24 protein-coding genes and 2 pseudogenes are annotated in these 23593 nt (G+C 53.0%); 17 read left to right on the top strand and 9 right to left on the bottom strand.

Annotated elements, in window-relative coordinates:
- Window positions 1-45 precede the first annotated feature (45 nt).
- Complete coding sequence (locus NST29_RS14605; RefSeq protein WP_033018652.1) at window positions 46-447, top strand: hypothetical protein; 402 nt, start codon at window positions 46-48, stop codon at window positions 445-447.
- Here the strand turns inward: NST29_RS14605 and NST29_RS14600 are convergent.
- From NST29_RS14600 to NST29_RS14585, 4 genes are read right to left on the bottom strand one after another with little or no spacing between them, the layout of a single operon-like run.
- Window positions 407-1573, bottom strand: a complete 1167-nt coding sequence (locus NST29_RS14600) for a YheC/YheD family protein (RefSeq protein WP_033018651.1) — start codon at window positions 1571-1573, stop codon at window positions 407-409. The genes NST29_RS14605 and NST29_RS14600 overlap by 41 nt on opposite strands.
- Window positions 1570-2919, bottom strand: coding sequence for a YheC/YheD family protein (locus tag NST29_RS14595; RefSeq protein ID WP_033018650.1), 1350 nt, complete (start codon window positions 2917-2919; stop codon window positions 1570-1572). The genes NST29_RS14600 and NST29_RS14595 overlap by 4 nt, the downstream gene beginning before the upstream one ends.
- A complete protein-coding gene (locus tag NST29_RS14590) occupies window positions 2916-3983 on the bottom strand; it encodes a YheC/YheD family protein (protein ID WP_033018648.1) in 1068 nt (355 codons plus the stop codon). The genes NST29_RS14595 and NST29_RS14590 overlap by 4 nt, the downstream gene beginning before the upstream one ends.
- Window positions 3984-3989: 6 nt before the next feature.
- A complete protein-coding gene (locus tag NST29_RS14585) occupies window positions 3990-5069 on the bottom strand; it encodes a YheC/YheD family protein (RefSeq protein ID WP_033018647.1) in 1080 nt (359 codons plus the stop codon).
- 126 nt (window positions 5070-5195) lie between these two features.
- Here NST29_RS14585 and NST29_RS14580 point away from each other — a divergent pair, with 126 nt between their 5' ends.
- From NST29_RS14580 to NST29_RS14555, 6 genes are all read left to right on the top strand, one after another.
- Window positions 5196-6329 (top strand): DUF445 family protein, encoded by a 1134-nt coding sequence (locus NST29_RS14580; RefSeq protein WP_033018646.1) that lies wholly within the window; start codon window positions 5196-5198, stop codon window positions 6327-6329.
- A 141-nt stretch (window positions 6330-6470) separates the two neighbouring features.
- Window positions 6471-6830 carry a YlbF family regulator gene (locus NST29_RS14575; RefSeq protein WP_033018644.1) on the top strand — a complete coding sequence of 120 codons (360 nt, stop codon included), beginning with the start codon at window positions 6471-6473 and terminating at the stop codon, window positions 6828-6830.
- A gap of 431 nt (window positions 6831-7261) precedes the next feature.
- Window positions 7262-8122: a Cof-type HAD-IIB family hydrolase gene (locus tag NST29_RS14570; protein ID WP_033018642.1), complete on the top strand. Its 861-nt coding sequence runs from the start codon at window positions 7262-7264 to the stop codon at window positions 8120-8122.
- Window positions 8123-8157: 35 nt separating this feature from the next.
- Window positions 8158-8328, top strand: coding sequence for a hypothetical protein (locus tag NST29_RS14565; RefSeq protein ID WP_160331364.1), 171 nt, complete (start codon window positions 8158-8160; stop codon window positions 8326-8328).
- An 831-nt stretch (window positions 8329-9159) separates the two neighbouring features.
- Window positions 9160-10296, top strand: a complete 1137-nt coding sequence (locus NST29_RS14560) for an IS110 family transposase (RefSeq protein WP_033842531.1) — start codon at window positions 9160-9162, stop codon at window positions 10294-10296.
- 152 nt (window positions 10297-10448) lie between these two features.
- A complete protein-coding gene (locus tag NST29_RS14555; RefSeq protein WP_339233001.1) occupies window positions 10449-11954 on the top strand; it encodes a coproporphyrinogen III oxidase in 1506 nt (501 codons plus the stop codon).
- Between the two features lie 214 nt (window positions 11955-12168).
- On the opposite strand, the gene NST29_RS14550 is transcribed toward NST29_RS14555, so the two are convergent.
- Window positions 12169-12354, bottom strand: coding sequence for a YhzD family protein (locus tag NST29_RS14550; RefSeq protein WP_033018764.1), 186 nt, complete (start codon window positions 12352-12354; stop codon window positions 12169-12171).
- 966 nt (window positions 12355-13320) lie between these two features.
- On the opposite strand from NST29_RS14550, the gene NST29_RS14545 reads away from it, so the two are divergent.
- From NST29_RS14545 to NST29_RS14515, 7 genes and pseudogenes are all read left to right on the top strand, one after another.
- Window positions 13321-14220: an ABC transporter ATP-binding protein gene (locus NST29_RS14545; protein WP_033020182.1), complete on the top strand. Its 900-nt coding sequence runs from the start codon at window positions 13321-13323 to the stop codon at window positions 14218-14220.
- A complete protein-coding gene (locus tag NST29_RS14540) occupies window positions 14213-15442 on the top strand; it encodes an ABC transporter permease (RefSeq protein ID WP_033020180.1) in 1230 nt (409 codons plus the stop codon). The genes NST29_RS14545 and NST29_RS14540 overlap by 8 nt, the downstream gene beginning before the upstream one ends.
- Window positions 15443-15565: 123 nt before the next feature.
- Window positions 15566-16545: pseudogene (gene yhaM, locus NST29_RS14535) on the top strand (3'-5' exoribonuclease YhaM).
- A gap of 23 nt (window positions 16546-16568) precedes the next feature.
- Window positions 16569-16694 (top strand): hypothetical protein, encoded by a 126-nt coding sequence (locus tag NST29_RS14530; RefSeq protein ID WP_033020175.1) that lies wholly within the window; start codon window positions 16569-16571, stop codon window positions 16692-16694.
- A 106-nt stretch (window positions 16695-16800) separates the two neighbouring features.
- The gene (locus NST29_RS14525; RefSeq protein ID WP_033020174.1) at window positions 16801-16986 is read left to right on the top strand and encodes a sporulation YhaL family protein; all 186 of its coding nucleotides are present in this window, start codon (window positions 16801-16803) and stop codon (window positions 16984-16986) included.
- Between the two features lie 127 nt (window positions 16987-17113).
- On the top strand, window positions 17114-18196 hold the full coding sequence (gene serC, locus NST29_RS14520; RefSeq protein WP_033020185.1) for a 3-phosphoserine/phosphohydroxythreonine transaminase: 1083 nt from the start codon (window positions 17114-17116) through the stop codon (window positions 18194-18196).
- A gap of 94 nt (window positions 18197-18290) precedes the next feature.
- A complete protein-coding gene (locus NST29_RS14515) occupies window positions 18291-18815 on the top strand; it encodes a tryptophan transporter (RefSeq protein ID WP_033020173.1) in 525 nt (174 codons plus the stop codon).
- Window positions 18816-19026: 211 nt separating this feature from the next.
- Here NST29_RS14515 and NST29_RS14510 read toward each other — a convergent pair.
- Together NST29_RS14510 and NST29_RS14505 are read right to left on the bottom strand one after the other, a co-directional pair.
- Window positions 19027-20212 (bottom strand): annotated as a pseudogene (locus tag NST29_RS14510) (IS701 family transposase).
- A 481-nt stretch (window positions 20213-20693) separates the two neighbouring features.
- Complete coding sequence (locus NST29_RS14505) at window positions 20694-20882, bottom strand: hypothetical protein (RefSeq protein ID WP_033020183.1); 189 nt, start codon at window positions 20880-20882, stop codon at window positions 20694-20696.
- Window positions 20883-21036: 154 nt separating this feature from the next.
- Between NST29_RS14505 and NST29_RS14500 the strand changes: the two genes are divergently transcribed.
- A complete protein-coding gene (locus NST29_RS14500) occupies window positions 21037-21642 on the top strand; it encodes an HTH-type transcriptional regulator Hpr (RefSeq protein ID WP_172418675.1) in 606 nt (201 codons plus the stop codon).
- Here the strand turns inward: NST29_RS14500 and NST29_RS14495 are convergent.
- Window positions 21635-21976, bottom strand: a complete 342-nt coding sequence (locus NST29_RS14495) for a YhaI family protein (protein ID WP_033019625.1) — start codon at window positions 21974-21976, stop codon at window positions 21635-21637. The two genes, NST29_RS14500 and NST29_RS14495, sit on opposite strands and share 8 nt — an antisense overlap.
- Window positions 21977-22160: 184 nt before the next feature.
- Between NST29_RS14495 and NST29_RS14490 the strand changes: the two genes are divergently transcribed.
- The gene (locus tag NST29_RS14490) at window positions 22161-22346 is read left to right on the top strand and encodes a hypothetical protein (protein ID WP_033019628.1); all 186 of its coding nucleotides are present in this window, start codon (window positions 22161-22163) and stop codon (window positions 22344-22346) included.
- Window positions 22347-22424: 78 nt separating this feature from the next.
- On the opposite strand, the gene NST29_RS14485 is transcribed toward NST29_RS14490, so the two are convergent.
- On the bottom strand, window positions 22425-22520 hold the full coding sequence (locus tag NST29_RS14485) for a YjcZ family sporulation protein (RefSeq protein WP_081897173.1): 96 nt from the start codon (window positions 22518-22520) through the stop codon (window positions 22425-22427).
- Window positions 22521-22750: 230 nt separating this feature from the next.
- Between NST29_RS14485 and NST29_RS14480 the strand changes: the two genes are divergently transcribed.
- Window positions 22751-23593 carry a peptidylprolyl isomerase gene (locus NST29_RS14480; protein ID WP_033019740.1) on the top strand — a complete coding sequence of 281 codons (843 nt, stop codon included), beginning with the start codon at window positions 22751-22753 and terminating at the stop codon, window positions 23591-23593.

The following is a 23593-nucleotide window of genomic DNA, read 5'->3' as shown; positions in this document are numbered from 1 at the left end:
CGTTCATATGGATAGTAGAGGACAAGCGGGAAGGAGTGATGGAAAATGACGATGATCATCCGACAATTGCTTCAAACGATCGCCGCGGCCGAAGAAACAGCCCAGCGGCTCGCTGACTTGGACAAGGAAGAAACAGAATGGGAAGCTTACTTGAAAGAGGCAAGGCGCCAGCGCCAATTTTGGGAATACATGTACCGGCTCATCGCCGGCCAAGAATGCGCCGTGAAGAGCGCGGAAGGGGAGGCGGATCACAGCGGCCGCCTTGAGCTGCTGGAAGCCCTCGCCGCCGCGGAGTGGACAAAGGCGCAATTATGCCAGCGGGTTTGCGGCCGCCTGAGCGGCGCGGCCCGGCAGGCCTCCGATCGCCTGTTTCACCAAGCGCTCCAGCAAAGCGGCGCGTTGTTAGCTATGGTGCAAGCTGAGCGAATGAAGCAAACAGTTCATTAAGCCGTTCAAGCCGCCGTTTTTCAATGTCTGGTTCATCGAAGGACATCGGTTTGGCGTTCATTTCATACACGTAAAGTTCATAGTTCGGGCCGACGCCGATGTCGGCGGAAAATTCGCCGACAAATCCGAACCGTTCGCTCAATCGCTCGCCGCTTAGGGCGATCAGTTGGGCAAGCGACGCCTCGTCAATCCGCTTTTCGACCTCGGCGTAGGGAAGAATCGTCCCGCCGTGAAAAACATGGGTTGTTAGCGCCCGTCTCGCGGCTAAACGGACGCCGACGCCGGTCATTGTATAGCGGCCGCGCCGCCAATGAGCGAGCACGCGCAAGTCGTAGCGCTGGCCGTTCCACGTGTCCGTTCGGGCCGCCGCTTGGGCGATGTAGCCGCCCGATTCAAGCAACGGGGCGAGCGCTTCGAGGGAACGAAGCCGCTTTCGCCCACCGGGATGTTCGCATAAAACGGAACGGTCCGGCAAGACGGTGAGGCGAAATAGCCCGTTTCCTTTCGCGCCATCGTCTTTTTTGACGTAAACGCAGCTATAGCGGTTCAGCCATGCGCGAACGTCATCGGCTGTCCGGACCGGCGCGGTTGGCAGTAAATGCGGCCAAAGCCGGCCATCAGCGCGCAGGGCGTCATACACATCCGACTTGCGGAAAAACGACCGGTTGATCAAGGCAATTCCGCCCGCATCGAACCGGGCGGCCGCCGTTTGGAACCGCTTGTCGCTTTCTTCCGCTCGGCTTTTTACCCGGTTGTAGACGACATCAGGAAGCGGGGTGGATGCTTTGATCCAGCGTCCGGACGCCGGCACGAGCACAAAGCCGGAAACGGTGTTTTCCTTCACGCCAGCGGCGGTCGTGACGATGGCAATGCCGCCGGCGTCATGAACAGAACGGACGACCGTTTCCAGCCATCTTTTTTTCCCGACAAGCAAAGCGGGAATCGACGATTCGCTCACCAAAACGCCAACAAGTGGTCCGACCCGCCCGGCCCGTTCGCGAACGGGAAAGGTGAGGTCGGGAAGGGAAGCGGCGGGAACAAGGCGGCCGCTGCCAAACCGATATGGCTCGCTCAGCCGTTCGCCGACCCATGCACCGGTATCGCTTTGATAGCCGATCGTTATCATGGCCAAAGCGCCTCTGGGGCGGTGATGGCGGTTTTGCTCAAGTGGATGGCGTAGGCAAGCGGCAGCCGCACCGTTTGTTCGTCCGCTTCTTTAAGCTTCGGATGGTGAAAAATCGAACGTCCCGGTTTTGAGTTGGCTTCAAACATCCACACGTTTCCGTCGCGGTCGATTCCAAAGTCAAAGCCGATTTCGCCGATGAAGGCATCCAGCGTTTCCTCAAGGCAGCGGCTGAGCGTTAAGGCGGCGTCGCATAGACGGCTGATGAGCGCTTGCCGTTCGCCGGGGTCGGGGAAAATTTCCTCGAGCGTTTTCACAGTGCCGCCGCTGCGGATGTGGGTGGTCAAGCTTTCTTTTCCGGCGATTTTGGCGGCCATGGCGCTGACTTGCCATGCGTTTTGGCCGTCTTTATTTGTATGGACGCGGAAATCGACCGGTCGACCGCGCACAGTCAGGAGCGGGATGGCCTGCTGAATGACGCAGCGATGAAGCGGAGCGGCGGCCAACAAATGATGCCATACCGCCATCGCGGTAGGAAAGGTCAACGTTTTGACGTCGCCGTGCTCTTCGCGAAAGCGGCACTCATACGCTCCGCTTTTTTTCGCCAGATGATAGATGCCGCGCCCTAAACTGCCGTCGGCCGGTTTGATATAAGCTTCGGCGTATCGGTGAAGGAACTGCTCGATCGTCTTGGCTGTGATATGGGCCGCCGTCGCCGGCAAATACGGCTTGACTTGCGGATGAGTCGACAGCCGCCGGTAAATATCGGCTTTGTTGAAAAAATGGCCGTTAAACACAGGGATGCCATACCGTGTTTGCAACGTTTCCGTGATCGTGTGGAACGGTTGGGCGTTTTCGATGCGCCGGTTCGGTAGCCGGTTGTAAACGGCGGTTGGCAGCGGCACGAGATGACGTTCCCAACCGCGCTCTGTGTAAAAGTAGCCGTTGACCATGCCGTTGTTCCAGTCGATATGAGGGGCGCCGAACAAAAACGCGAATCCCCCGACTTGTTTTTGTTGCGCCAACAGTTTAGCGAAAAAGAGGCTGCGGGTTCCGACCGGGCGGTTGGGCGATGTGGTGAAGCCGGCTGTGAAAATGCCGACAAGCGGGCCGAAATGAACGGCCTCATCTGTCAAAAAGACATGGACCTCGGCGGCAAACGGGATCCGTAAGCGCCGCGCGACGTCATGGGCGATGACGGCTTCGTTCGTGAGCGAGGCCGAAGAGACGATTCGGCATGGTACGAACAGGCTGCCAAACGCTGCCATCGTTTGTCCTGCGAGCGGAAGCGAAGCGGGAAGCACGACGGTACCGGTTGTCTGTTCGTCAATGACCAAGGTGTACGTCACCGCTTGTTCACCTCACGGGCCAAAAACAAACAGTAGCGAAGCGGGGCCTCATAAATACAGTCTTGTTGTTCCGGCGGAAGAACGCTGATGATTTTTCTTCCCGGCTTTGAGTTGACGTCCAAAATCCAAACCGCCCCTTTGTCATCGACGCCGAGATCCAAACCGATTTCAAACAGTGGGCCGAATCGCTCCTCCATATATGCCGGCAACGCCCGAATGATCGTTTCGATGCCATCCATCACGACGGCGCGCCTCGGAATCGTAAGCCGGTCAAGCCAATCGGAAAAGGGCCGGATGTCTGCTCCTGCGCCGACGTTGGCCACCCACGCCCCCGCCCGGCCGACCCGAACCGCCCGTGCCCGTTCCCTCCACTCTCCCGCTTCGTTTTTTTGCAAAAGAAAGCGAAGATCAAACGGTTCACCGGCCGGAGTGGACAGCCGAAGAAGCGGTTGCAGCACATAGCGGCCGCAGCGGTTCAGCGAGGAGACGAACCGCTCAAGCTCGTTTCGGCGGGTGATGATCGTTTGGTGTTGTCCCCAGCCGTCTTCGCTGGACAACGCGGCTCCTTGTTTTCGCATCACGAAAATGCCGCGCCCGCCGGAGCCATGCACCGGTTTGGCGATGATCGCCTGCTGGCGTCGAAGACAGTGCAGCACATCTTCGGCGCCTTCAAGGGGAGAGGTCGGCGGAATGTACGCCGAGAGAAGCGGGTGGGCGGCAAGCGCCTCATACACCTCTCCTTTTCCGGGAAGTCCGTAGCCTAAAAACGTGACATCCGGCCGCTGCTTGAGCCATTGCATGATGGGCTTTGCTTTTTTGGAGCGGTCGTCAGAGCCGTAAAAACAACGATCATAAAGAAACGGCGGAATGGCGAACATAGCGGGCGTCCATTCGTTCGTTTCGGGCTGAAAAACAAGGCCGTGGACTTGTTCCGTCTGCGGGTCGATATCAAGCGGAGAAAAACGGCAGACGGAGATGCCGAAGCGTCCGGCGCGCTTGGCCAGTTCTGTGCAGTAGGGACGGTCTTGCTGCTTGTCAAGGGCGACAAAGCCGAGGGAAAGCAAAGCGGCTCACTCCTTTTCTTCTATCAATGTCAAACTGTAGTTGACGATCGCCTTGGCTGATGGCCGGATCGTCTTCGCGGCGGGAACCATTTCCACGTGCTTGGACGGCTTGCTGTTCACTTCAATAATCCAAGGATGGTCGTGGATATCGACAGCAAGATCGATGCCCAGCTCCCCGTACATCCCGTCGGCTTCTAGCGCCAGCGCTGCCGCCGCCTCAAGGGCGATTTCTTTGAGGAGCTGTTTTTGTTGAAAGGCTACAGATTTCGGATACCACTCCTGCAAGACCGCATTGACGGCCAGCAGTTCTCCGCCGCGGGCGAGGTTGGCGACGAACTGGTCGGGCGATGCCGCGCGGGCGACGGCGGAAGTGACGCGCCAAGCGTTGTGGCGGGTTCGATGGCAAAGGAAGCGAAAATCGACCGGGCGGCTGTCCAGCGAGCGCAGCTCAAGCCCTTGCTGAATGATCATCGGCGCGGTTGTTTGTTGCCATAAGGCGGAAACGAAGACATCGATCGGCTGGTCAATCGTTGCCGAGGCCGCCGCCGTGGAACGGCGCAGGCCTATTCCGCCGTTTTGGCGTTCAAGGCGCAAAATCCCCCGTCCTTGGCTGCCGTGGATCGGTTTGAGAAAGACCGCTGGGAAGGCGGAAAGAAACGCTTCGAGTTCTCCCGGATCGTTCCATAGCGAGGTTTTGGGCAAGTACGGGCGCAAATGGCGGTGTCGTTCAATATAGCCATGCACTTCCCACTTATGCAGAAAGCGGCGGTTGAACATCACCCCGCCTTCTTCCGCAAGCCGGGTGAGCAGTTCGGCAAACGCCGGAGAATGCTCCGACGAGCGCGAGTGCAGGCGGTTGTAGATCACGTTGGCGGGAGGAACGTCTTGTTTGCTCCACGCGCCGTTGCTTCGCTGATAGCCGAGGCGCTGCAAATAAAGCGACGGCGAGGTGACGTAAACGAAGAGACCGCGTTCGCTTCCGTACTGTTCGAGCTCCTCGCAAAAACGATGAATGGAACCAAAGCGGGCTTGTTCATTTTTGTCTTTGATTTCCGTCAAGACAGCCATCGTCGGTTGTTTCTCCATTGCAGTCCCTCATTTGCGCATTCATCACGCAAGCTCTATAATGAACAAATAGGCAAACGTTTATATCGCTATCGTATGATGCCGGCCGCCGCTTGGTGACAACGGCGGAGAAGAAAGGGGAAGACGATGGGTTCGTTCGCGTACTGGGTGCTGATGATCGCCATCGGGGCGTTCATTGGCGGAATGACCAATTTTATCGCCATTGTGATGTTATTTCGCCCGTATGAACCGCTGTACGTCTTAGGAAGACGGCTGCCGTTCACCCCCGGATTAATTCCAAAGCGAAGACGGGAACTCGCCGAACAACTAGGGAAGACGGTCGCGGAGCATTTGGTGACGCCGGAAGGGCTGCGGCGCAAACTGACCGCTCCTGCTTTCGCGACCGAGGTGGCGGAGCAGGGGCGGACATGGCTGAGACGATGGCTTTCACGCCAAGAAACGCCGCTTCAATGGCTTGAGCGCCTTGGCGTTCCTTCGCCTGCCGAGCGGCTCGGCGAGTGGGCTGCCGGGCAAGCGGACCGCGCGTATGAACGGTGGGCAGAAGCGTGGAGACGGCGGCCGATTCGCGATTGGCTGCCGCCAGAGTTGAAGGAGACGATGGAAGCGCGCCTCGAGGGCCTCGCACACTATTTGGCCGACCGGGTGCTTGAGTACATGCAGAGCGAGGAAGGAAAGCAGCAGCTCGCCGGCATGATCCGCCGCTTTTTTCAGGAGCGCGGCATGATGGGAGGCGTGCTGCAAATGCTGCTTGGCAATGTTCAGCTCGTTGATAAAGCGCAGGTGGAGCTCGGCAAATTTTTGCGGCATGCCGGGACAAGAGAGGCGCTTGCCCGCCTTCTCTTTGCGGAATGGAACAAATGGATGGACACGCCGCTAGAGGCGGTGGAGGAAATGATCGGCCGCCAGCGCGTTCATGAGGCGGTGCGGACGGTTGCCCGCCGCCTCGTCTTGAACAGCGGCTGGCTGCATCGTCCGATCGCTGAACTCATCGCCCCGTATGAGCAGCGGCTGTTCCAACAACTTGTTCCGCAAGCGACGGAAACGGCGCTTCGCCTGCTCAGCGGCCAAATCGAGGCAATGGTGGCGCGGCTCGGGCTTGAGGACATCGTGCGCGAGCAAGTGGAGTCCTTTTCGTTAAGAAGGCTTGAGGAAATCGTTTTATCGATTGCCCGCCGTGAGCTGAGCATGATCACCTATCTAGGCGCCTTGCTCGGCGGGCTGATCGGCGCGGTTCAAGGAGCCATCGGCTTATGGCTGTAACCGCTCAAGTCTATCGCTCCCCGTTGACAGCGACGATCAACGGCGTCAACGCGATCGAGGCTGGTAACCCTAGAATCATATGAACGCCGGTTCGTGCATACGCTAAAACGAAACCGATCTTCAAGTAGGAGGCGCTCGCTTATGTCACTATCTCTTCAGGCGCTCGCTCGACAGCTTGAGCAGGCGATCCGCGACAGTGAACCGTTTCGGGAGCTGAAACAGGCGTACGAAGACATCCGCCGTGATGAAGCCGCCTATCGGATGTTTGCCAATTTCCGCGACATTCAGCTTCGATTGCATGAAAAACAAATGCGCGGGGCCGCCATTTTGCCCGATGAAATCGAGCAGGCGCAAAAGGCGATGGCGCTCGTCCAACAAAACGCCAAGCTCGCCCGGCTGATGGCGCTCGAACAGCAAATGAGCATGACGCTCGCCGAAGTTCAGCACATCGCGATGAAACCGCTCGAAGAATTGCACCGCTCGATGATGGAAGGCGATTGAGCGGACGGAACGGAAAAACGAATCGGCCCGCCTCGTTTTCGCTCCCGCGCTGCCTATGGAGAACGGTGAAAAACGGCTGCTTCCCTCACGCAAAGGGGAGAATGAGCGAAACGCAGGACCGATGCCACAACGTTTTTCGAAGGAGAAATGACAGTGTAAAGCCGTATCCACGATGGGATCACCAGCCTCCTATGACGGGAAAAGAAAAACGGCGGGGCGGTTGAAAACCCCCTACAGGGCATTCAAGCGGAGACAGATATGGTCAAAGCGAAGAAAGATGACGGTTGAAAAACACCCTACAGGGTGTTCTTTTTTTGTCCGGTTTATCATAGTCATGAAAATGATCAGAACGGCAAAGCCGCCGCAGCGGACAACGGGCGGCGCCGCTTTAGGCTGACTGAAAAGAGGGACGAACAAAGGGGGAGACAGCCGTGTATAAGCTGCTGGCGCTGAACATTGACGGAACGATTTTAAAAAATAACGGCCGCCTGTCGCGGGAAACGAAAGAGGCGGTCGACTACGTGCGAAAAAAAGGGGTTTACGTGACGCTGATGACGAGCCGAAATTTTCTTTCCGCTCGCAAAGTGGCGAAGGCGTTGCGGCTCGATGGAATGCTGATCACGTTTCAAGGGGCGCTGATCGGCAAATCGCTCGATCATCGACTGTTTGCCGCCGTCATCCCGGAAGAACGGACGTTTAATATCGTGCAGATTTTGGAAAACTTCCCTTGCAACATTCGCCTGATGCACGAACGGTATTCGCTTGGCAACCGGAAAAAAGTGAAGCGGAATCTCGTCGTGCAGACCGTTCTTTCCTCGAGCGATCCCTTTTTCTATCCGACCCAGTTTGTCGATTCGCTCGGTGATGTGTTGATCGATGAACCGATGGCCGTGCCCAAAATCGATGTTTACTTTGCCGACGATGCGGAGCGAGAGGAAGCAGCCCGCTTGCTTGCATCCGCCATTCCGTCCATTGATATGATTATGCAGTCTGAAGGCAAAATGGAAATTGTCCCGCAAGGCGTGTCAAAGCTGGCTGGACTGCGCCGGCTCACCCAACATCTCGGCATTTCGTTGAAAGAAACGGTGGTAATTGGCGACGGCCTCGATGATTTGCCGGCCATTGAAGCCGCAGGGCTTGGTGTGGCGATGGGCAATGCGCCGCTTGAAGTCAAGCGGGTAGCTGACTGGGTGACGCGCTCGAACGAACAGCTCGGCGTCGCTTACATGGTGAAAGAGCATTTCCGCAAACAGCAGCGGATCGAGTTTTTGCAAAAGCTAAAAGGCCGGTGAAAAACGGTTGTTTCTCTTGATCAATGGGGGAGCGTGTGAAAGGCGATCCTGATGTCACAGGGCTTTTCGATTTGAGAAACGAGGCTGGTCAGCAGCCTGTTTCCTTCAATCACCGTCCCTCTAAGAGGCCGGTGAAAAACGGCTGCCACGAGCAAATCAGCGGCATTTTGCTAAAAAAGAAGGTTGGTTTGGCTAGTCTTCTCTAACTGAGAAATAGAGCGAATCTAAGGATTTTATACGAAATCACCGCCCCTCTAAAAACAAAACAAGGAAGAAGCAAAGCAAGGCGCCCCGGTCGGTTCGGGGCGTGTTTTTTCTCTTTTCCGAAAGTTGTAGTTGCCGGTTTGAAAACCTACTATCCTTCGTAACGCAACGATGTTCATACATGGCGAAAGAAAGACGTCGACATGTGAACTTTTTTAGCTGGCCGCGTTTATTGGCGAGCTGCGCAGGCAGAAACGTTGGCAACAGCCGGGCGGGAAAGGAGCATTCTTCCGCTTGACGAACGAAACAGCGGTTCGCTACACTGAAAGAAGTTTGACAGAAAAGGTCCATGGACAGCGTGATCTGCCCTCCACCCGGGGATGAAAATCTCGCGCCAGTCCTGCATTTTCACAGAAAAGTTCCATGGGCAGCGATCTGCCCTCCACCCGGGGATGAAAATCCGCGTCAGTTCAGCATTTTCACAGAAAAGGTCCATGGACAGCGCGATCTGTCCTCCACCCGGGGATGAAAATCCGCGTCAGGCCTGCATTTTCACGGAAAAGATCCATGGGCAACGTTTTGCCCTCCACCCAGGGATGAAAATCCCCCTTTTCTTCCCATAATGAAGAATAGGCGCAAACAGTTCAACAGGACGTTATGCTTAATGGTGGCTTAGACCCTGTACGGAAAAGTGTTTGAATCCACTGGGTGCACCACCCATTGTCCGCCCTTTCCTGTGATAGAGGAAAGGTGACGACGAACGGAAAACTGCCGCATTTCTCCCGTGGATTCGCTGTTTGCGCACTCGATCATCGAAAAGGAGGATTTTCATCATGGATGTCATCTATCCTCGCTGCGCAGGATTGGATGTTCATGCCGAAACCATCGTCGCCTGCGCGCTATGGGAAGAAGATGGACACATTCAAAAGGACATTCAAACCTTCTCCACGTTCTCGAAAGGACTTGGCGACCTGCTTGAGTGGCTCGAAGAACATGGCGTTACCCATGTCGCCATGGAATCCACCGGCGTGTATTGGAAACCGGTCTTTGCCTTCCTCGAGGGCTATGTCGACTTGACACTGGCCAATCCGCAGCGGATCAAAAATGTCCCGGGAAGAAAAACCGATGTCTCTGACGCCGAGTGGATCGCCAAGCTGCTCCGCCATGGACTCATTGAAAAAAGTTTCGTCCCCCCAGCGGATATTCGCGAATTGCGGGATTTTACCCGCCTCCGCAAAAAGTGGGTCGGACAGTTGAGTTCAGAGAAAAACCGGATTCAAAAAGTGCTGGAGTCTTCCAATGTCAAACTGGGCTCCGTCCTCTCGGATCTCTTCGGCGTTTCCGGACGAAACATCCTTGCCCGGCTGCTCGAGAAGGGATACGTGGACAAGGACGAGCTGGATCAATGCCTGCGCGGCAGGCTCAAAACGAAAAAGCAGGCGGTGTATGATTCGCTGCTGGGCACCTTGACCGAACACGAGCTCCGTCTCCTTCGCCTCTTGTGGAAACACGTGGAGGAATTGGAGCAGTTAATCGAAGAAGTCGACCAGCACATCGACCGCCTGCTCGAGCCGTATCGGGAGGAAGTGGACTTACTGATGACCATGCCTGGAATCAAAAAACAAACCGCCGCCGTCATCATCGCCGAGATGGGAACCGACATGAGCGTCTTTGAAACGCCGGAACGGGTGGCTTCATGGACGGGGTTGTCCCCCGGCAACCATGAAAGCGCCGGAAAGCGAAAGAGCACGCGTACGACTAAAGGCAATCCCCATCTTCGATCAGCGTTATGCGAGGCGGCATGGTCAGCAGCTCGATCCAAGACACATCCCTTGTCCCGAAAATTTTGGTCGTTGGCGGCCCGATGCGGGAAGAAAAAAGCCCTCATCGCCACGGCTCGACGAATGTTGGTGATCATCTTTTGCATGATCTCCCGCAAAGAGTCGTTCCGCCAACCACAACTTATCTAGTATAGCCAACAGGCAGCCAGATCATACGAGATGTCCGAAAATCGGGCACCTCTGCTTTCCTATTGCCTTCTTTGGCCATTTTCAGTATACCCGCACGGATCAGGAGCGTATACAGCACTCACCCAGTGGTGGGGATTTTCACGGAAAAGGTGATGAACGTGCGCATCAACATTCTAGGACTGCCGAACCCGGAACGGTTTCAGCGCCCGCTCGAAGTGATGACCGAGCTGTTTTTCGAAGCGCCCGCGCTTTCGTTTGCGCCGCTGCCGGAAGCGGATGTTGTCGTTTCGTTGACTGTGAACGAGAACGGCCGCATCACCGTTTCTGGAACGCTGGCGGACAGGACGTCCGGGCGCGTCGAGGAGGCTAGGCATGAGCATGAGGCGCCGGTCGAAGCCGATGGAAAAGCGCGCGAAAAACAGGTGAAAAACGCGGTTTTCCATGTGTATATAACGCTTCTTGAACGCTATACGGGCATCGTGCAGCCGTGGGGCATTTTAACCGGTGTCCGTCCGGTGAAGCTGCTTCATCAGCTGCTGCGTTCCGGGATGACGAAAGAAGAGGCGCATCGGAGACTAGTGGAAGACTATTTAGTAACAAAAGAAAAAATTGACCTCATGCAAGCGATCGTTGACCGCCAGCTCACGGTGGTGCCGGACTTGTACGAGTTGGCCGATGAAGTGAGCATTTACATCGGCATTCCGTTCTGCCCGACGAAATGTGCGTACTGCACGTTCCCGGCGTATGCGATCAACGGCCGTCAAGGATCGGTTGATGATTTTTTGGCCGGGCTTCATTACGAAATGGAAGCGGTCGGCCGCTTTTTGCGCGAACGCGGCATCCGGATTACGACGATTTATTACGGCGGCGGGACGCCAACAAGCATCACGGCTGAGGAAATGGACCGGCTGTACGCCCATATGTACAACGTATTTCCAGATGTCGATCGCGTCCGCGAAATCACGGTTGAAGCCGGGCGGCCGGACACGATTACACCAGAAAAGCTGGACGTCTTGAAAAAATGGCGGATCGACCGTATCAGCATCAATCCGCAGTCGTATATCCAAGAGACGTTAAAAGCGATCGGCCGCCATCATACTGTTGAGGAAACGATCAACAAATTTCACTTGGCGCGGCAAATGGGGATGAACAACATCAATATGGATTTGATCATCGGCTTGCCGGGTGAAGGGCTGCCGGAGTTTACGCATACGCTCGCGGAGACGGAACGGCTCATGCCGGAGTCGCTCACCGTTCATACGCTGTCGTTTAAGCGCGCTTCGGAAATGACGAAAAACAAACAAAAGTACAAAGTCGCCGGTCGCGAAGAAATACAGGCGATGATGAAAGCGGCCGAAGAGTGGACGCGCCAGCACGGCTATTTGCCGTATTATTTGTACCGGCAAAAAAACATTCTCGGCAACCTCGAAAATGTCGGCTACGCGTTGCCGGGAAACGAGAGCATTTACAACATAATGATCATGGAAGAGCAGCAGTCGATCATCGGGCTCGGCTGCGGGGCGTCCAGCAAATTCGTCGATCCGAAAACGCGAAAAATCACCCGCCAAGCGAACCCGAAAGAGCCGAAAGTGTACAACGAACATGTTATGGAATATACAGAAGAAAAATTGACCATCATGGCCGCCTTGTTTGGCTGAGCGAAAAAGGGGCTGGCCCAAAAGGCGATCTCCCCTCAGGAAAGACCATCATATAGTGTGGCGGGGCGGTTAGTGCCTATATATAGCGATGAAAGAGGGTGTCCCAAAAGGATCGGGACACCCTCTTTTATGGCTATCCCGTACGGACTGCTTCGATCGCACGATGGTTGTGTCGATCTTGCAAGCAGGCAACCGTTTGGCTCAGCCTCTTCATTTAGCGGTGAAACAAAATCAGTTTGCCGCTTGCGTTGACGCAGCGGTGGGTTTTCTCCCAACAGCCGCGTTCGCGCAGCTTCTGCTCGCCGATTTTTTTCGCCTCTTCATCATTGGCGGCCTCAAACGTCTCATCGAGCAACTTCTCTCCATCGCGTTCAAAAGCGGTCAACGTATATGTCGGCATCCGTTCCCCCCCCTTTCAATGAATGATGATTCACTTTTTTCATTAGCGCTTGGCTGCGAAAAATCCTGCTTGTCTGTGAAACTTTTTTCGTTGGTAAACGTAACAATAAGTAGTGTATCACCAAAAAATTTGTTTTTCCTACAAAAAACAAGGTCATAACTGATGATTTCATCCCTTAAGGATAAAACTGAGTATATTCTTCAGCGCTGAGCAAAAACAATTGTTTCGTTCTTCACCAAAAGTTGTGCTTGGCTGTTTCAAAAAAACATGCTATACTTTCTCCTGTAAAGAAAAAACAGTAAATGAACGATTTTCATACATAGTGACACGAAAGGAAGTCACCCATGTCAAGTGCACGTTGTGGTGATAAACCAATATGCTTTAGAAGGCTGGCGAAAAAACCGCTGGCACACACCAATCAGCGGCATTTTCTTCAAAAAAGTTCCATGGGCAATGGTTTGCCCTCCACTTGGGGATGAAAAGCCCGCGTCAGGCCGGCATTTTCTTCAGAAAAGAAAGCTGTTTCTATCAGATTTCTCTAATTGAGAAATAGGTGGAATCAGCAGTATTTTTCACTTAATCACCGGCCTCTTAGAATTTTTTTATATTTGAGTAGTATATAAGTTGCAATAAAGAATTTCCGATTTTTCGTTGCGGTTTTCATCTAAGTGCAAGTTGATATGAGAGGAATCAGCGGGATGTAAAACAAAATTTCAACTTATATAGTATGAAAATATATTAAGCTTCAATTTTTTTACATGGTATTGTTTGCTTTTCTTGTCGCCGTGCCAGCTTGTCAGGTGATCAAGATGGGACGTTTAGTATTGAAGGTTGGTGAAAAAAGGCTGATTCCTTTCATCGATGGGAGCACCAGCGAAAAGCAGGACCCATGAAACAAGTTATATCCATGAATGAAATCACCAGCTTCAATAGCAAAGGTTGTTTTTCAAAAGGGGGAATGTGTAAATGACGCTAGAGATTGCAGCAGTGACGAAACGCTTTGGAGAGACGACGGCGGTCGATCAGTTGACATTGGCGATTCCCGAAGGAAATATGTTCGGGTTGCTCGGGGCGAACGGGGCCGGAAAAACGACGACGTTCCGCATGATATTGGGCCTCCTTGCTCCGACAGAAGGCACGATCCGCTGGCAAGGGGAGCCGATCGATTATTCCAAAAGCCATTTGATCGGCTATCTGCCTGAAGAGCGCGGGCTCTATCCGAAATTGAAGGTGAAAGAACAGCTCGTTTACTTAGGGCAGCTGCGCGGGATGAAAAAGGCGGAGGCGCTTTCTGAAATCGATCGTTGGCTCGAGCGTTTCCATATTCGCGATTACGCCGATCGCCGGGTCGGGGAACTGTCGAAAGGCAACCAGCAAAAGCTCCAGTTTATTGCCGCGGTATTGCACCGGCCGAAGCTTATCATCTTAGACGAGCCGTTCAGTGGGCTCGATCCGGTGAACGTCGAGCTGTTGAAAGAAGCGGTGCTCGATTTGAAAACAAACGGTGCGACCATCGTGTTTTCCAGCCACCGAATGGAACACGTCGAAGAGCTGTGCGAACATGTTTGCATTTTGCACCGCGGACGGGCGGTGGTGGCCGGCCGGCTGCGCGAATTGAAACGTTCCTTTGGCAAGAAAAATCTTGTCATTCATGGGGAAGGGCCGTTGGAAGAGTTGGAACGGTTCCCGGGCGTGCTTCAGTGCAAGCGGACGGCCGAAGGAGTGCGGCTGCAAATCGCCAGCGAGGAGACAGCGCAAGCGATTTTTGCTCATGCAGCGGGGAAGGTGGCCGTGCGTTTGTTTGCGCTTGAGGAACCGTCGTTGAATGACATTTTTATCGAAAAGGTAGGTGCGGCGTATGAATAAATTTTGGCTCGTCATGGGGCATACATACGTAACGAAGCTGAGGGCAAAGGCGTTTCTAGTGACCACCGCTTTGACTTGCCTGTTGATCATCGGGTTGGCCAATGTGCAGACGATCAGCGAGGCGTTTACCGGCGATGAAACGGCCCATGTCGCCGTCATCGATCGTACACCATCGCTGTACAAAGCGCTTGAAAAGCAAGTGAATAACAAAGAAATCACGTTAACGAAAATTACCAATCTGGAAGATGAAGCGAAAAAGGCAGTGAAAGATGGAAAGTGGGACGGATTGCTCGTACTGTCCACGGATGAAAAAGGATTGCCGAAGGCGTTTTATTATGCCAATACGATCGCCGACAATCGAACGTCTGAAGAGCTGGAACGCGGGGTAAACGCGCTGAAAACGGCGCTTGCCGCCTCCAAAATCGGCCTGACAAAGGAACAATTGGCCGTTCTATATCAGCCCGTTCCGTTTCAAAAAGTGGCGCTGGAAAAAAACGCAAAAAGTGAAAAGGAGCTGAACGAGGCGCGTTCGCTCGTTTACGTTCTGCTGATCGCGATGTATATGTTTGTTCTCATGTACGGAGGCATGATCGCCACTGAGGTCGCAACGGAAAAATCGTCGCGCGTCATGGAAATTTTAGTGTCAAGCGTTCACCCGGTTCAGCAGCTGTTTGGCAAAATTATCGGCGTGGCGCTTGTTAGCTTGACGCAGTTTTTCGTGTTTTTCGCCGTTGGGTTCGCCGCTTTGAAAGCGAACGGCCAAGAAGTGTGGCGCTTTCTCGGGCTGGATCAGACGCCGCTGTCCATATGGGGATACGCACTCCTCTTTTTCCTGTTGGGGTATCTTTTGTATGCGGTGCTGTTTGCCGTGCTCGGTTCGCTTGTCAGCCGCGTTGAAGATGTGCAGCCGGCGATTACCCCGGTCATGCTGATGGTTGTCGCCGCATTTATGATCGCCATGGTTGGGCTGAACATGCCGGAATCGCCGTTTGTTGTCGGCGCCTCGTTTATTCCTTTTTTCACGCCGATGCTCATGTTTTTACGCATCGGCCTCGTTTCAGTACCGGCGTGGGAGGTGGCGCTCAGCTTCGCCTTGTTGGTAGCGACGATGGCGCTGCTTATTTTGGTTGGCGCGAAAGTGTATCGCGGCGGCGTGCTTATGTATGGGCGAATGAACGTGTTCAAGGATATGAAACAGGCTATTCAGCTGACGAAAAAGTAAGCGATCGGAGAAGGCATAAAAACATCGAATCGTTCCTTGCCGGGCCGGCAAGGCTTTCTTTTTTGCCGTTTCCCCGTTATGGTATACTAAAGGATACGTAAAGAGAAACGGAGGAGAACGAACGTGGCGAAAGGGATTATTCACTATGAAGTCGGGGAACAAGTCGACTTGTTTTTGCTCATTAAATCAGCGACAAAAGGAATTGCCAGCAACGCGGCAAGCCGTTTTTGACGCTGATGTTGCAAGACAAAAGCGGCGACATTGAAGCGAAACTTTGGGACGTGTCTCCCGATGATGAGGAGCGGTACGCGCCGGAATGCATTGTCAAAGTGGTCGGCGACATTCATAATTACCGCGGCAAACTGCAGCTTCGCATCCGCTCGATCCGCCCGGCTCATCCCGGCGATGCGGTGCGTGTTGACGATTTTTTAGAGACCGCCCCGCTTGCCCGCGAGGAAATGAAAGCGAAAGTAATGGAATACATATTTGCGATGGAAAATCCAAACATTCAGCGCATTACGCGTTATTTGCTGAAGAAATACGAAAAGCCGTTTTTTGAGTATCCGGCGGCGACCAAAAATCATCACGAATTCATCTCCGGACTCGCGTATCACGTTGTGTCGATGCTCGAGCTTGCGGCGGCGCTCGTCCGTCTGTATCCATCGCTGAATAAAGATTTGCTGTATGCGGGGGTAATTTTGCACGACCTTGGCAAAGTGATCGAGCTGTCCGGCCCGGTCTCGGCGGCGTATACGCTTGAAGGCAACTTGCTCGGCCATATTTCGATCATGGTCAGCGAAATCAGCAAGGCGGCCGAGCAGCTCGGCATCCAAGGCGAGGAAGTCGTCATTTTGCAGCACCTTGTCTTGGCCCACCATGGCAAAGCGGAGTGGGGCAGCCCGAAGCCGCCGCTCGTCAAAGAAGCGGAAGTTCTTCATTATATTGACAATTTGGACGCGAAAATGATGATGATCGATCGGGCGCTGGAAAAAGTGAAACCGGGCGAATTTACCGAGCGCATTTTCGCTCTTGACAACCGTTCGTTTTACAAGCCGGCGTTTTTGGCTGTTTCAACATCGGAAAAAGCGGGTAAAGAGAAGTAGCGACACGCAAAGGAGGGATGAGTTTGATCGAACCGATCATCGAAATCGTCCCCGTCACCCAATACGAGCAAGCGAAAGAAGAGCTGAAAGAGCTGCGACAGCAATGGAGGAAAGCAAAGCAGAAAAAGAAAAAGCGAACCGAAGCATAAGCGTTGTCCCAACCAAAGAGGCGGCATGTCCGCCTCTTTTTATGCATATGACCGCTCCTTCGTGCGTATAGTTTAGTGAGACAAGCATACGAAAAGGGGGATGGAGATGCTTAGCCTGCCATGGTGGATGTATATCGTGGTGGCCGGCATTCTGTTCAGCGGCTATATGACCGTCAAAACAGCGGCGCGCGAGCGGGAAATGGACGAAGCGTTCATTGAAAAAGAAGGGGAAGTTTATATGGAACGCATCCGCCAAGAGCGGGAGCGGCGGAAGCAGGCCAAGTCCTTGTGATCGACAAGGGCTTTCTTTTTTTATGATGTTGAAAGCGCTTTTTTCGAAAAATTCCCTTTCTTTTTTTTCGAATCGTGTTAGGATAATAATATCGATGGACTACCAGGAGGCAAAGTGGGGGATGACGATGAAACGCGCATACAATTTTAACGCCGGCCCGTCAGCGCTGCCGCTGCCGGTGCTTGAACGGGCTCAGCGGGAGCTGCTCAACTTCCAAGACACCGGCATGTCGGTGATGGAGTTAAGCCACCGAAGCAAGGAATATGAGGCGGTTCACCAAGCGGCAAGCGAACGGCTCAAGCGTCTTCTTGACGTTCCGGACGACTATGATGTGCTATTTTTGCAAGGCGGGGCGAGCCTGCAATTTTCGATGGTGCCGATGAATTTCCTCGCCGAAGGGCAAATCGGCTGCTACGTGTTAACGGGCGCGTGGTCGGAAAAAGCGCTGAAAGAGGCGCAAAAAATCGGGGCAACGACAGTCGTCGCCTCAAGCAAGGACGCCAACTATACGTACATTCCTTCATTGGATGAAGTCAAGTGGCCCAAACAGGCCGCCTATGTCCATATTACGTCCAACAACACGATTTTCGGCACGCAATGGCAGGAATTTCCTGATGTGCCCGTTGATTTGATCGCCGATATGTCGAGCGACATTTTGAGCCGGCCGTTTGATGTCAGCAAATTTGCCTTGATTTACGCCGGGGCGCAAAAAAATCTCGGCCCTTCCGGCGTGACGGTCGTCATTCTTCGTCGCGATCTGCTCGATCGCATTCCCGACGGGCTGCCGACGATGCTCGATTACCGCACGCACCAGAAGAGCCGCTCCCTTTACAACACGCCGCCGACGTTTGCGATTTATATGTTGTCGCTCGTGCTCGAATGGGTCGAAGAACAAGGCGGCGTCCCAGCGATGGAAGCGCGCAGCCGGCAAAAAGCGGCCGTGCTGTATGACGCCATTGACGAAAGCGGCGGCTTTTATCAACCGCATGCAGAAAAAGGAAGCCGCTCGCTCATGAACGTCACGTTTACGCTTCCGAGCGAAGAGTTGACGAACACGTTTCTCGCCGAAGCGAAGGAGCGCGGGTTTATCGGCCTTGGCGGACATCGGTCGGTCGGCGGCTGCCGGGCGTCGATTTACAACGCGGTGCCACTCGAGGCGTGCGAGGCGCTCGCCTCGTTTATGAACGACTTCCGCCGTCGTTTTGCCTGAAAATTTCTTCTTCACTTTTACACAGCAAAGTGATATAATGATAGAAACATTCTCAAGCAAGAAAATAGACGAGGAGAGATGAGGAGAGATGAGCATGAACGTAAGAACATTAGTATCGATGGCGCTGTTAGTTGGAATCGGGGCTGTCCTGCACGCGGTCATTCCCGGGCTGTTTGCCGGCATGAAGCCGGACATGATGCTGGCGATGATGTTTTTGGCGATTTTGTTGTTTCCAAGCGCCAAAGCCGTCGGCCTTGTCGGCGTCGCCACCGGCTTCATTTCCGCCATGACAACAACGTTCCCGGGCGGACAGCTTCCGAATATCATCGATAAAATCATCACCGCCTTTGTCGTTTTCGCCTTGGTGGCGGTGCTTCGGAACTATCGTCAAACGGTGATCGGGGCCGTCGTGCTCGCGGCGGTCGGCACCGTCATCTCCGGGACCGTGTTTTTGACGGCGGCGCTGTTGCTTGTCGGGTTGCCGGGAGGAACGGCGTTCTCGGCGCTGTTTGTCGCCGTTGTGCTGCCGACCGCGGCGTTGAATGCGGCGGCGATGGCCATCGTCTATCCGATCGCCGCGGCCATCTTCCGGCGGATGAACGTGACAGCGCACGTGTGAGCGGCAAAAAAACCCGATCATCGTTGGTCGGGTTTTTTGCTATATAAGTTGCAATAAAGAATTTCCGAGTTTTCGTTGTGGGTTTCATCTAAATACAAGCCAATATCAGAGTAATCAGTGGGATGTAAAACAAAATTTCAACTTATATACTGTAGATGAGCATTTTTCATTACAGTAATTTCCATTCCCTAAGAGACAAACAGGGGACCCCTTAGGCGACATGGAGCTGTTTTTTGATCACATCAATGGGAATATCTTGCTTTGCGGCGTCATAGATGAACTCGACGACGCTGTGCCCTTTCCGAGACCGAAGAAGCTCCAGGCCGGAAGAGAGGTCTTGTTGAGATTCCGCGATGCTGTATACGCAGGCGAACAGCACCACAACCCAATACCGTTTCACCGCCCGAACGTGGCGAACACGGTCCACCTGACTTCAGCTGGTCTTTGGCCTGCCGGAAAACGCATTCGATCGTCCAGCGCTGGGCATCGTAACGCAAGATGTCTTCGTCACTCAGCTCCCGGTCGGTGCTCAAGACAACATGGAGATGATCTGGCGTCATCGGTTCATCCGCCTTCCAAGCCAGCAGCACCACTGCGTCATCGAGACCATGGATCGCTCCCTCGTAGCGATACACGCGGTAACGCTCCTTCCCCACCGTGACGAGGCGGGTGTCGTTGGGCTCGATATAGCGGGCGAACTTCTTCGCTTGGATGGCGATGCCTTTCGGATAGAGAATCCGGTTCGTCTTGAGCATGGCGATGACATGGAATCCTTGTTTCAGGCAGGCTTCGATGAGCGCTTGGGACGGATACCACGAATCCATGAGCACATACACCGGCTGAGCCCGTTTCCCCTTGAGCGAGGAAAGCATCTCGATCGCTAGGTCGATTTTGCTTCTTCCCGCCGCCTTATCATAGAGACGAAACGCGAACGGAAACGCTTGCGAGAAAGTATGCACCATCAGCCAAACAAGCGAATGCCCCCAGACCAATTGATGATCGCTGTGAGAGAAATGCCAGTCACACCCTTGAATGGCGTGGGCGGCCCGTGACGAAGGCTTCGTTTTTTGACAAATCGTATCATCGATCGAAACAAAAAGGGGTTGATTCTCCTGTTTGGCTAGGCGTTCGATCTGGCGAAGGATCCATTCTTGCAGCTTCTCAAGCAGTTTTTCCTCGTTCCAAGGGCTTTTCGTGAAAAAGTGGCTCAGTGTCGTTCGATGATTCGGGTGAAAACTCCAGTACCGGACATCCGTCAATGTCCCCGAAAATCCCTTGGTCGTCAAGGCGTCGACAAGATGAACGAGATGCTTGATGACCGGCTTCGAGAAATAAAGCGCCAATCCCAGCGTCATGAAAAACTTGTGGATTCCTTGATGATGTGCTAATCGATTCATGAGACATGAACCTCCTTGTGGGTAGTTGGTGGTACATCTATTCTAACCAAGGAATCGGGTTCATGTCTCCTTTTTTGTTTAGTTGTCAATTTATGTTAGCAAATTTGCTCATCTACAGTTATATATAAGTTGCGAGTTTGTTTTCCATGGCATTGTTCGCTCTTTTTGTCACCGCGTCAGCTTTAGAAGGCTGGTGAAAAATCGCTGTCACACACCCATCGGCGGCATTTTCATTCAGAAAAGATCCATGGGCGGCGCGATCTGTCCTCCACCTGGGGATGAAAGTCCGCGCCAGCGCGGCGTTTTCGTTCAGAAAAAGAAAGCGGATTCTGCGAGGTTTCTCTCATTGAGAAATGGGCGGAACTCAGCGGTATTTTGCACGAAATCACCGTCCTTCTAGGTGATCAAGACGCGACATGGAGATCGCAAATTCTTGATAACCTGCTGAACAAACGGCGATGGAAGACGGTGAGAACAAAGCTCAAACATGGCGAAGCAGCCAAGCCATGAGCAGACAAGCGCACGCTATTCCAATATAGCGCATCGCCTGCTCTTTCAACAGCGCTTTTGGCGGGTACGCCCGCGCTTTCCATAGCGAGACAAACGTGTTTATAAAGAGACAGAAAAATAAGAACCCCGTTGCGAAAAGTAGCCATTGTATATACGCCATTGCTTTCTCCTCCTGTGTGCGGAAAATGCCTCAAGCTTTACTACTATAAATATGCAAAAAAAGTCATAAAAATAAATATTTTTGTCTTTATTCCTTTTTGTTTTATTGATATAATAGGTAATAAAAATATGATGAGGGAAGAGTGGGTGGAACGATGAAAGGGACAGAACAGCATTATTCCGTCAAAGAGGCGATGCTATTCAGCCAACGGATCGCCCAGCTGAGCAAAGCGCTGTGGAAGTCGATTGAGAAAGATTGGCAACAATGGATTAAGCCGTTTGATTTGAACATCAACGAGCATCACATTTTGTGGATCGCTTATCATTTTAAGGGCGCTTCGATTTCCGAAATCGCCAAGTTTGGCGTGATGCACGTATCGACCGCGTTTAATTTTTCTAAAAAACTGGAAGAGAAGGGGCTGCTTTCGTTCTCGAAAAAACAGGATGACAAGCGCAACACCTACGTTGAGCTGACGGAAAAGGGGGAAGAAGTGCTGATGAGATTGATGGAGACGTATGATCCGAGCAGAAATGCCGTCTTTAACGGAGCGCTGCCGTTGCGAGAATTGTACGGGAAGTTTCCAGAAATTTTAGAAATGATGTGCATCGTCCGCCACATTTACGGCGATGACTTTATGGAAATTTTTGAGCGGACGTTCGAAAACATTAAAGAAGATTTTGAGGAGCAGGACGGCAGGCTCGTCAAACGTAAGGCAAAGGCAGAAGAGCGCGAGAAGGAGCTGGCCGGCCAAGCTAACTGACGGCGCGAATGAGCGCTTTCAGCTCCGTCATTAGCGGCACAAACAGTTGCTGGGTCAGCAGAGCGTCAACCGTTTGTTCGAGCGGGAGGTTGGGAGGCAGCATCCCGGCGAACTGGACGAGCAAGGGAGTGAAGATCGTTAATCCTTCCGCTTTCTGCTGTTCGTATTGGTCGGCGAGCTCTTGGCAAAAGGCCAAGAACGCGTCGACCTCTTCTTTCGTTAAGTCGGCGCGGATGACCAAGGCGTAAAACGGTTTTTTCGCTTCGTCGACCATTTCCATCAACAGTGACTGGTGAAACTCCAGCTTGGCCACTCGCTTTTCCAACGATTCCATACATCGCGCTCCTTTGACAGACATCAACGTACGCTTGTTTATCTTTATTTTACCGGATTTGCGCGCACGGACCAACCAAAAAATCCGTCTGCCCGCGAAGCAGAAAACGATTGATTTCGGGCGACGAACGATGTAAAGTTAAAGCCATGGGCGGCGTTTGGCGAAAAAGAAAGGGGGACTCGCTTTGACGCTTGATTATTATTTTCTCCCTCTTGCAGTCATCGTTTTGTTTTTCGTGAACCGGTTCACCTATTTGCTGTGCGCGCAGCGCGACATTCCCGAGGAGCAGCAGCCGGCCGTGTTTCGGACGATCAATGTGCTGACCACCATGTTATTGATTTCCTCATATTTGGAAGTGTTGTTTACATAACCAAACGGCTGTTTCTGCGACTGACAGGGGGAACGCGCTAAAAGAGGGTGCCCGAGCGGGGGAGCACCCTCTTTTGGCTTAGTAGATGACGCAGGCGCAGCCGACGATAATGAGCAAAATAAACAGCACAACAATTAACGCAAAGCCTCCAGCATAAGGTGCAGGTGCGCTCATCGTAACACCTCCTTTCGGCAGGGGGGAGCCCGCCGCGGCGCTTCACCCTCATCATATGTATGGCAAACGGGCATGTTATGGGCGGATGACGGAGCCGGAAAGAGGTTTTTTTTTCTTTGGAAATATGGTATAGTAATTGTCGTGGCTAAAGCGAACAAGCCGTTTCGCCCGCTGCGGGCTCGAACAGCAAAGGCGAAAGGCGGAAAAATGAAATGGGAGTTGTGAAGCGGATGAAAAAGTGGATGATGACGGCCGCCGTCGTTTCGGTCATGGCTTTATCGGCCTGCAATAACGGCGATTCTGAGGTGGTCGTGGAGACGAAAAACGGCAATATTACAAAAGACGAATTTTACAATGAAATGAAAGAACGCGTTGGAAAATCCGTCCTCCGCGATTTAATCGACGAAAAAGTATTGAGCAAAAAATACAAAGTAACCGATGAGGAAATTGATCGGGAAATCGAGCGGATTAAAGACGCTTATGGCACACAGTACGATCTAGCCGTGCAGCAAAACGGCGAAAAAGTGATCCGTGAGATGGTCAAACTTGACTTGCTGCGGGCCAAAGCGGCTGTGGCAGATGTAAAAGTGACGGAGAAAGAGTTGAAGGACTATTACAACAACTATAAGCCGAAAATCCGCGCCAGCCATATTTTAGTGAAAGATGAAAAAACGGCGAAAGAAGTGAAAGCCAAACTAGACAAAGGCGAAGATTTTGCCAAACTGGCGAAAGAATACTCGCAAGACCCGGGATCAGCGTCGAACGGCGGCGATTTAGGTTGGTTTGGCCCGGGGAAAATGATGAAAGAATTTGAGGAAGCGGCCTACAAGCTTGATGTCGGCGAAGTGAGCGACCCGGTCAAAACGGATTACGGCTATCACATCATTAAAGTGACGGATAAAGAGAAGAAAAAATCATTTGCCGAGATGAAAGATGAAATCGCCTTTGAAGTGAAGCGAAGCAAGCTCGATCCGTCGACGATGCAGTCAAAGGTCGATGAGTTGGTAAAAAAAGCTGATGTCGAGATTAAAGATAAAGACTTGCAAAACGTAATCGAACAAGGGAGAAAATAA

Origin of the sequence: Geobacillus sp. FSL W8-0026 (genome assembly GCF_037966255.1) — a bacterium.
Taxonomy (GTDB): domain Bacteria; phylum Bacillota; class Bacilli; order Bacillales; family Anoxybacillaceae; genus Geobacillus; species Geobacillus icigianus.
Note: the sequence above shows the minus strand (reverse complement) of the source record. Positions and strands in the feature narration are given on the sequence as shown.

Excerpts from the sequence above, each read along its gene's own strand:
- NST29_RS14550 (WP_033018764.1), bottom strand. The coding sequence starts at position 12,354 with ATGCCGACATATACGTTGACCGCTTTTGAACGCGATGGAGAGAAGTTG.
- NST29_RS14545 (WP_033020182.1), top strand. The coding sequence starts at position 13,321 with ATGACGCTAGAGATTGCAGCAGTGACGAAACGCTTTGGAGAGACGACG.
- serC (WP_033020185.1), top strand. The coding sequence starts at position 17,114 with ATGAAACGCGCATACAATTTTAACGCCGGCCCGTCAGCGCTGCCGCTG.
- NST29_RS14600 (WP_033018651.1), bottom strand. The coding sequence starts at position 1,573 with ATGATAACGATCGGCTATCAAAGCGATACCGGTGCATGGGTCGGCGAA.
- NST29_RS14525 (WP_033020174.1), top strand. The coding sequence starts at position 16,801 with ATGCTTAGCCTGCCATGGTGGATGTATATCGTGGTGGCCGGCATTCTG.
- NST29_RS14560 (WP_033842531.1), top strand. The coding sequence starts at position 9,160 with ATGGATGTCATCTATCCTCGCTGCGCAGGATTGGATGTTCATGCCGAA.
- NST29_RS14500 (WP_172418675.1), top strand. The coding sequence starts at position 21,037 with ATGAAAGGGACAGAACAGCATTATTCCGTCAAAGAGGCGATGCTATTC.
- NST29_RS14585 (WP_033018647.1), bottom strand. The coding sequence starts at position 5,069 with ATGGAGAAACAACCGACGATGGCTGTCTTGACGGAAATCAAAGACAAA.
- NST29_RS14540 (WP_033020180.1), top strand. The coding sequence starts at position 14,213 with ATGAATAAATTTTGGCTCGTCATGGGGCATACATACGTAACGAAGCTG.
- NST29_RS14605 (WP_033018652.1), top strand. The coding sequence starts at position 46 with ATGACGATGATCATCCGACAATTGCTTCAAACGATCGCCGCGGCCGAA.
- NST29_RS14580 (WP_033018646.1), top strand. The coding sequence starts at position 5,196 with ATGGGTTCGTTCGCGTACTGGGTGCTGATGATCGCCATCGGGGCGTTC.
- NST29_RS14495 (WP_033019625.1), bottom strand. The coding sequence starts at position 21,976 with ATGGAATCGTTGGAAAAGCGAGTGGCCAAGCTGGAGTTTCACCAGTCA.
- NST29_RS14555 (WP_339233001.1), top strand. The coding sequence starts at position 10,449 with ATGAACGTGCGCATCAACATTCTAGGACTGCCGAACCCGGAACGGTTT.
- NST29_RS14480 (WP_033019740.1), top strand. The coding sequence starts at position 22,751 with ATGAAAAAGTGGATGATGACGGCCGCCGTCGTTTCGGTCATGGCTTTA.
- NST29_RS14515 (WP_033020173.1), top strand. The coding sequence starts at position 18,291 with ATGAACGTAAGAACATTAGTATCGATGGCGCTGTTAGTTGGAATCGGG.
- NST29_RS14505 (WP_033020183.1), bottom strand. The coding sequence starts at position 20,882 with ATGGCGTATATACAATGGCTACTTTTCGCAACGGGGTTCTTATTTTTC.
- NST29_RS14485 (WP_081897173.1), bottom strand. The coding sequence starts at position 22,520 with ATGAGCGCACCTGCACCTTATGCTGGAGGCTTTGCGTTAATTGTTGTG.
- NST29_RS14575 (WP_033018644.1), top strand. The coding sequence starts at position 6,471 with ATGTCACTATCTCTTCAGGCGCTCGCTCGACAGCTTGAGCAGGCGATC.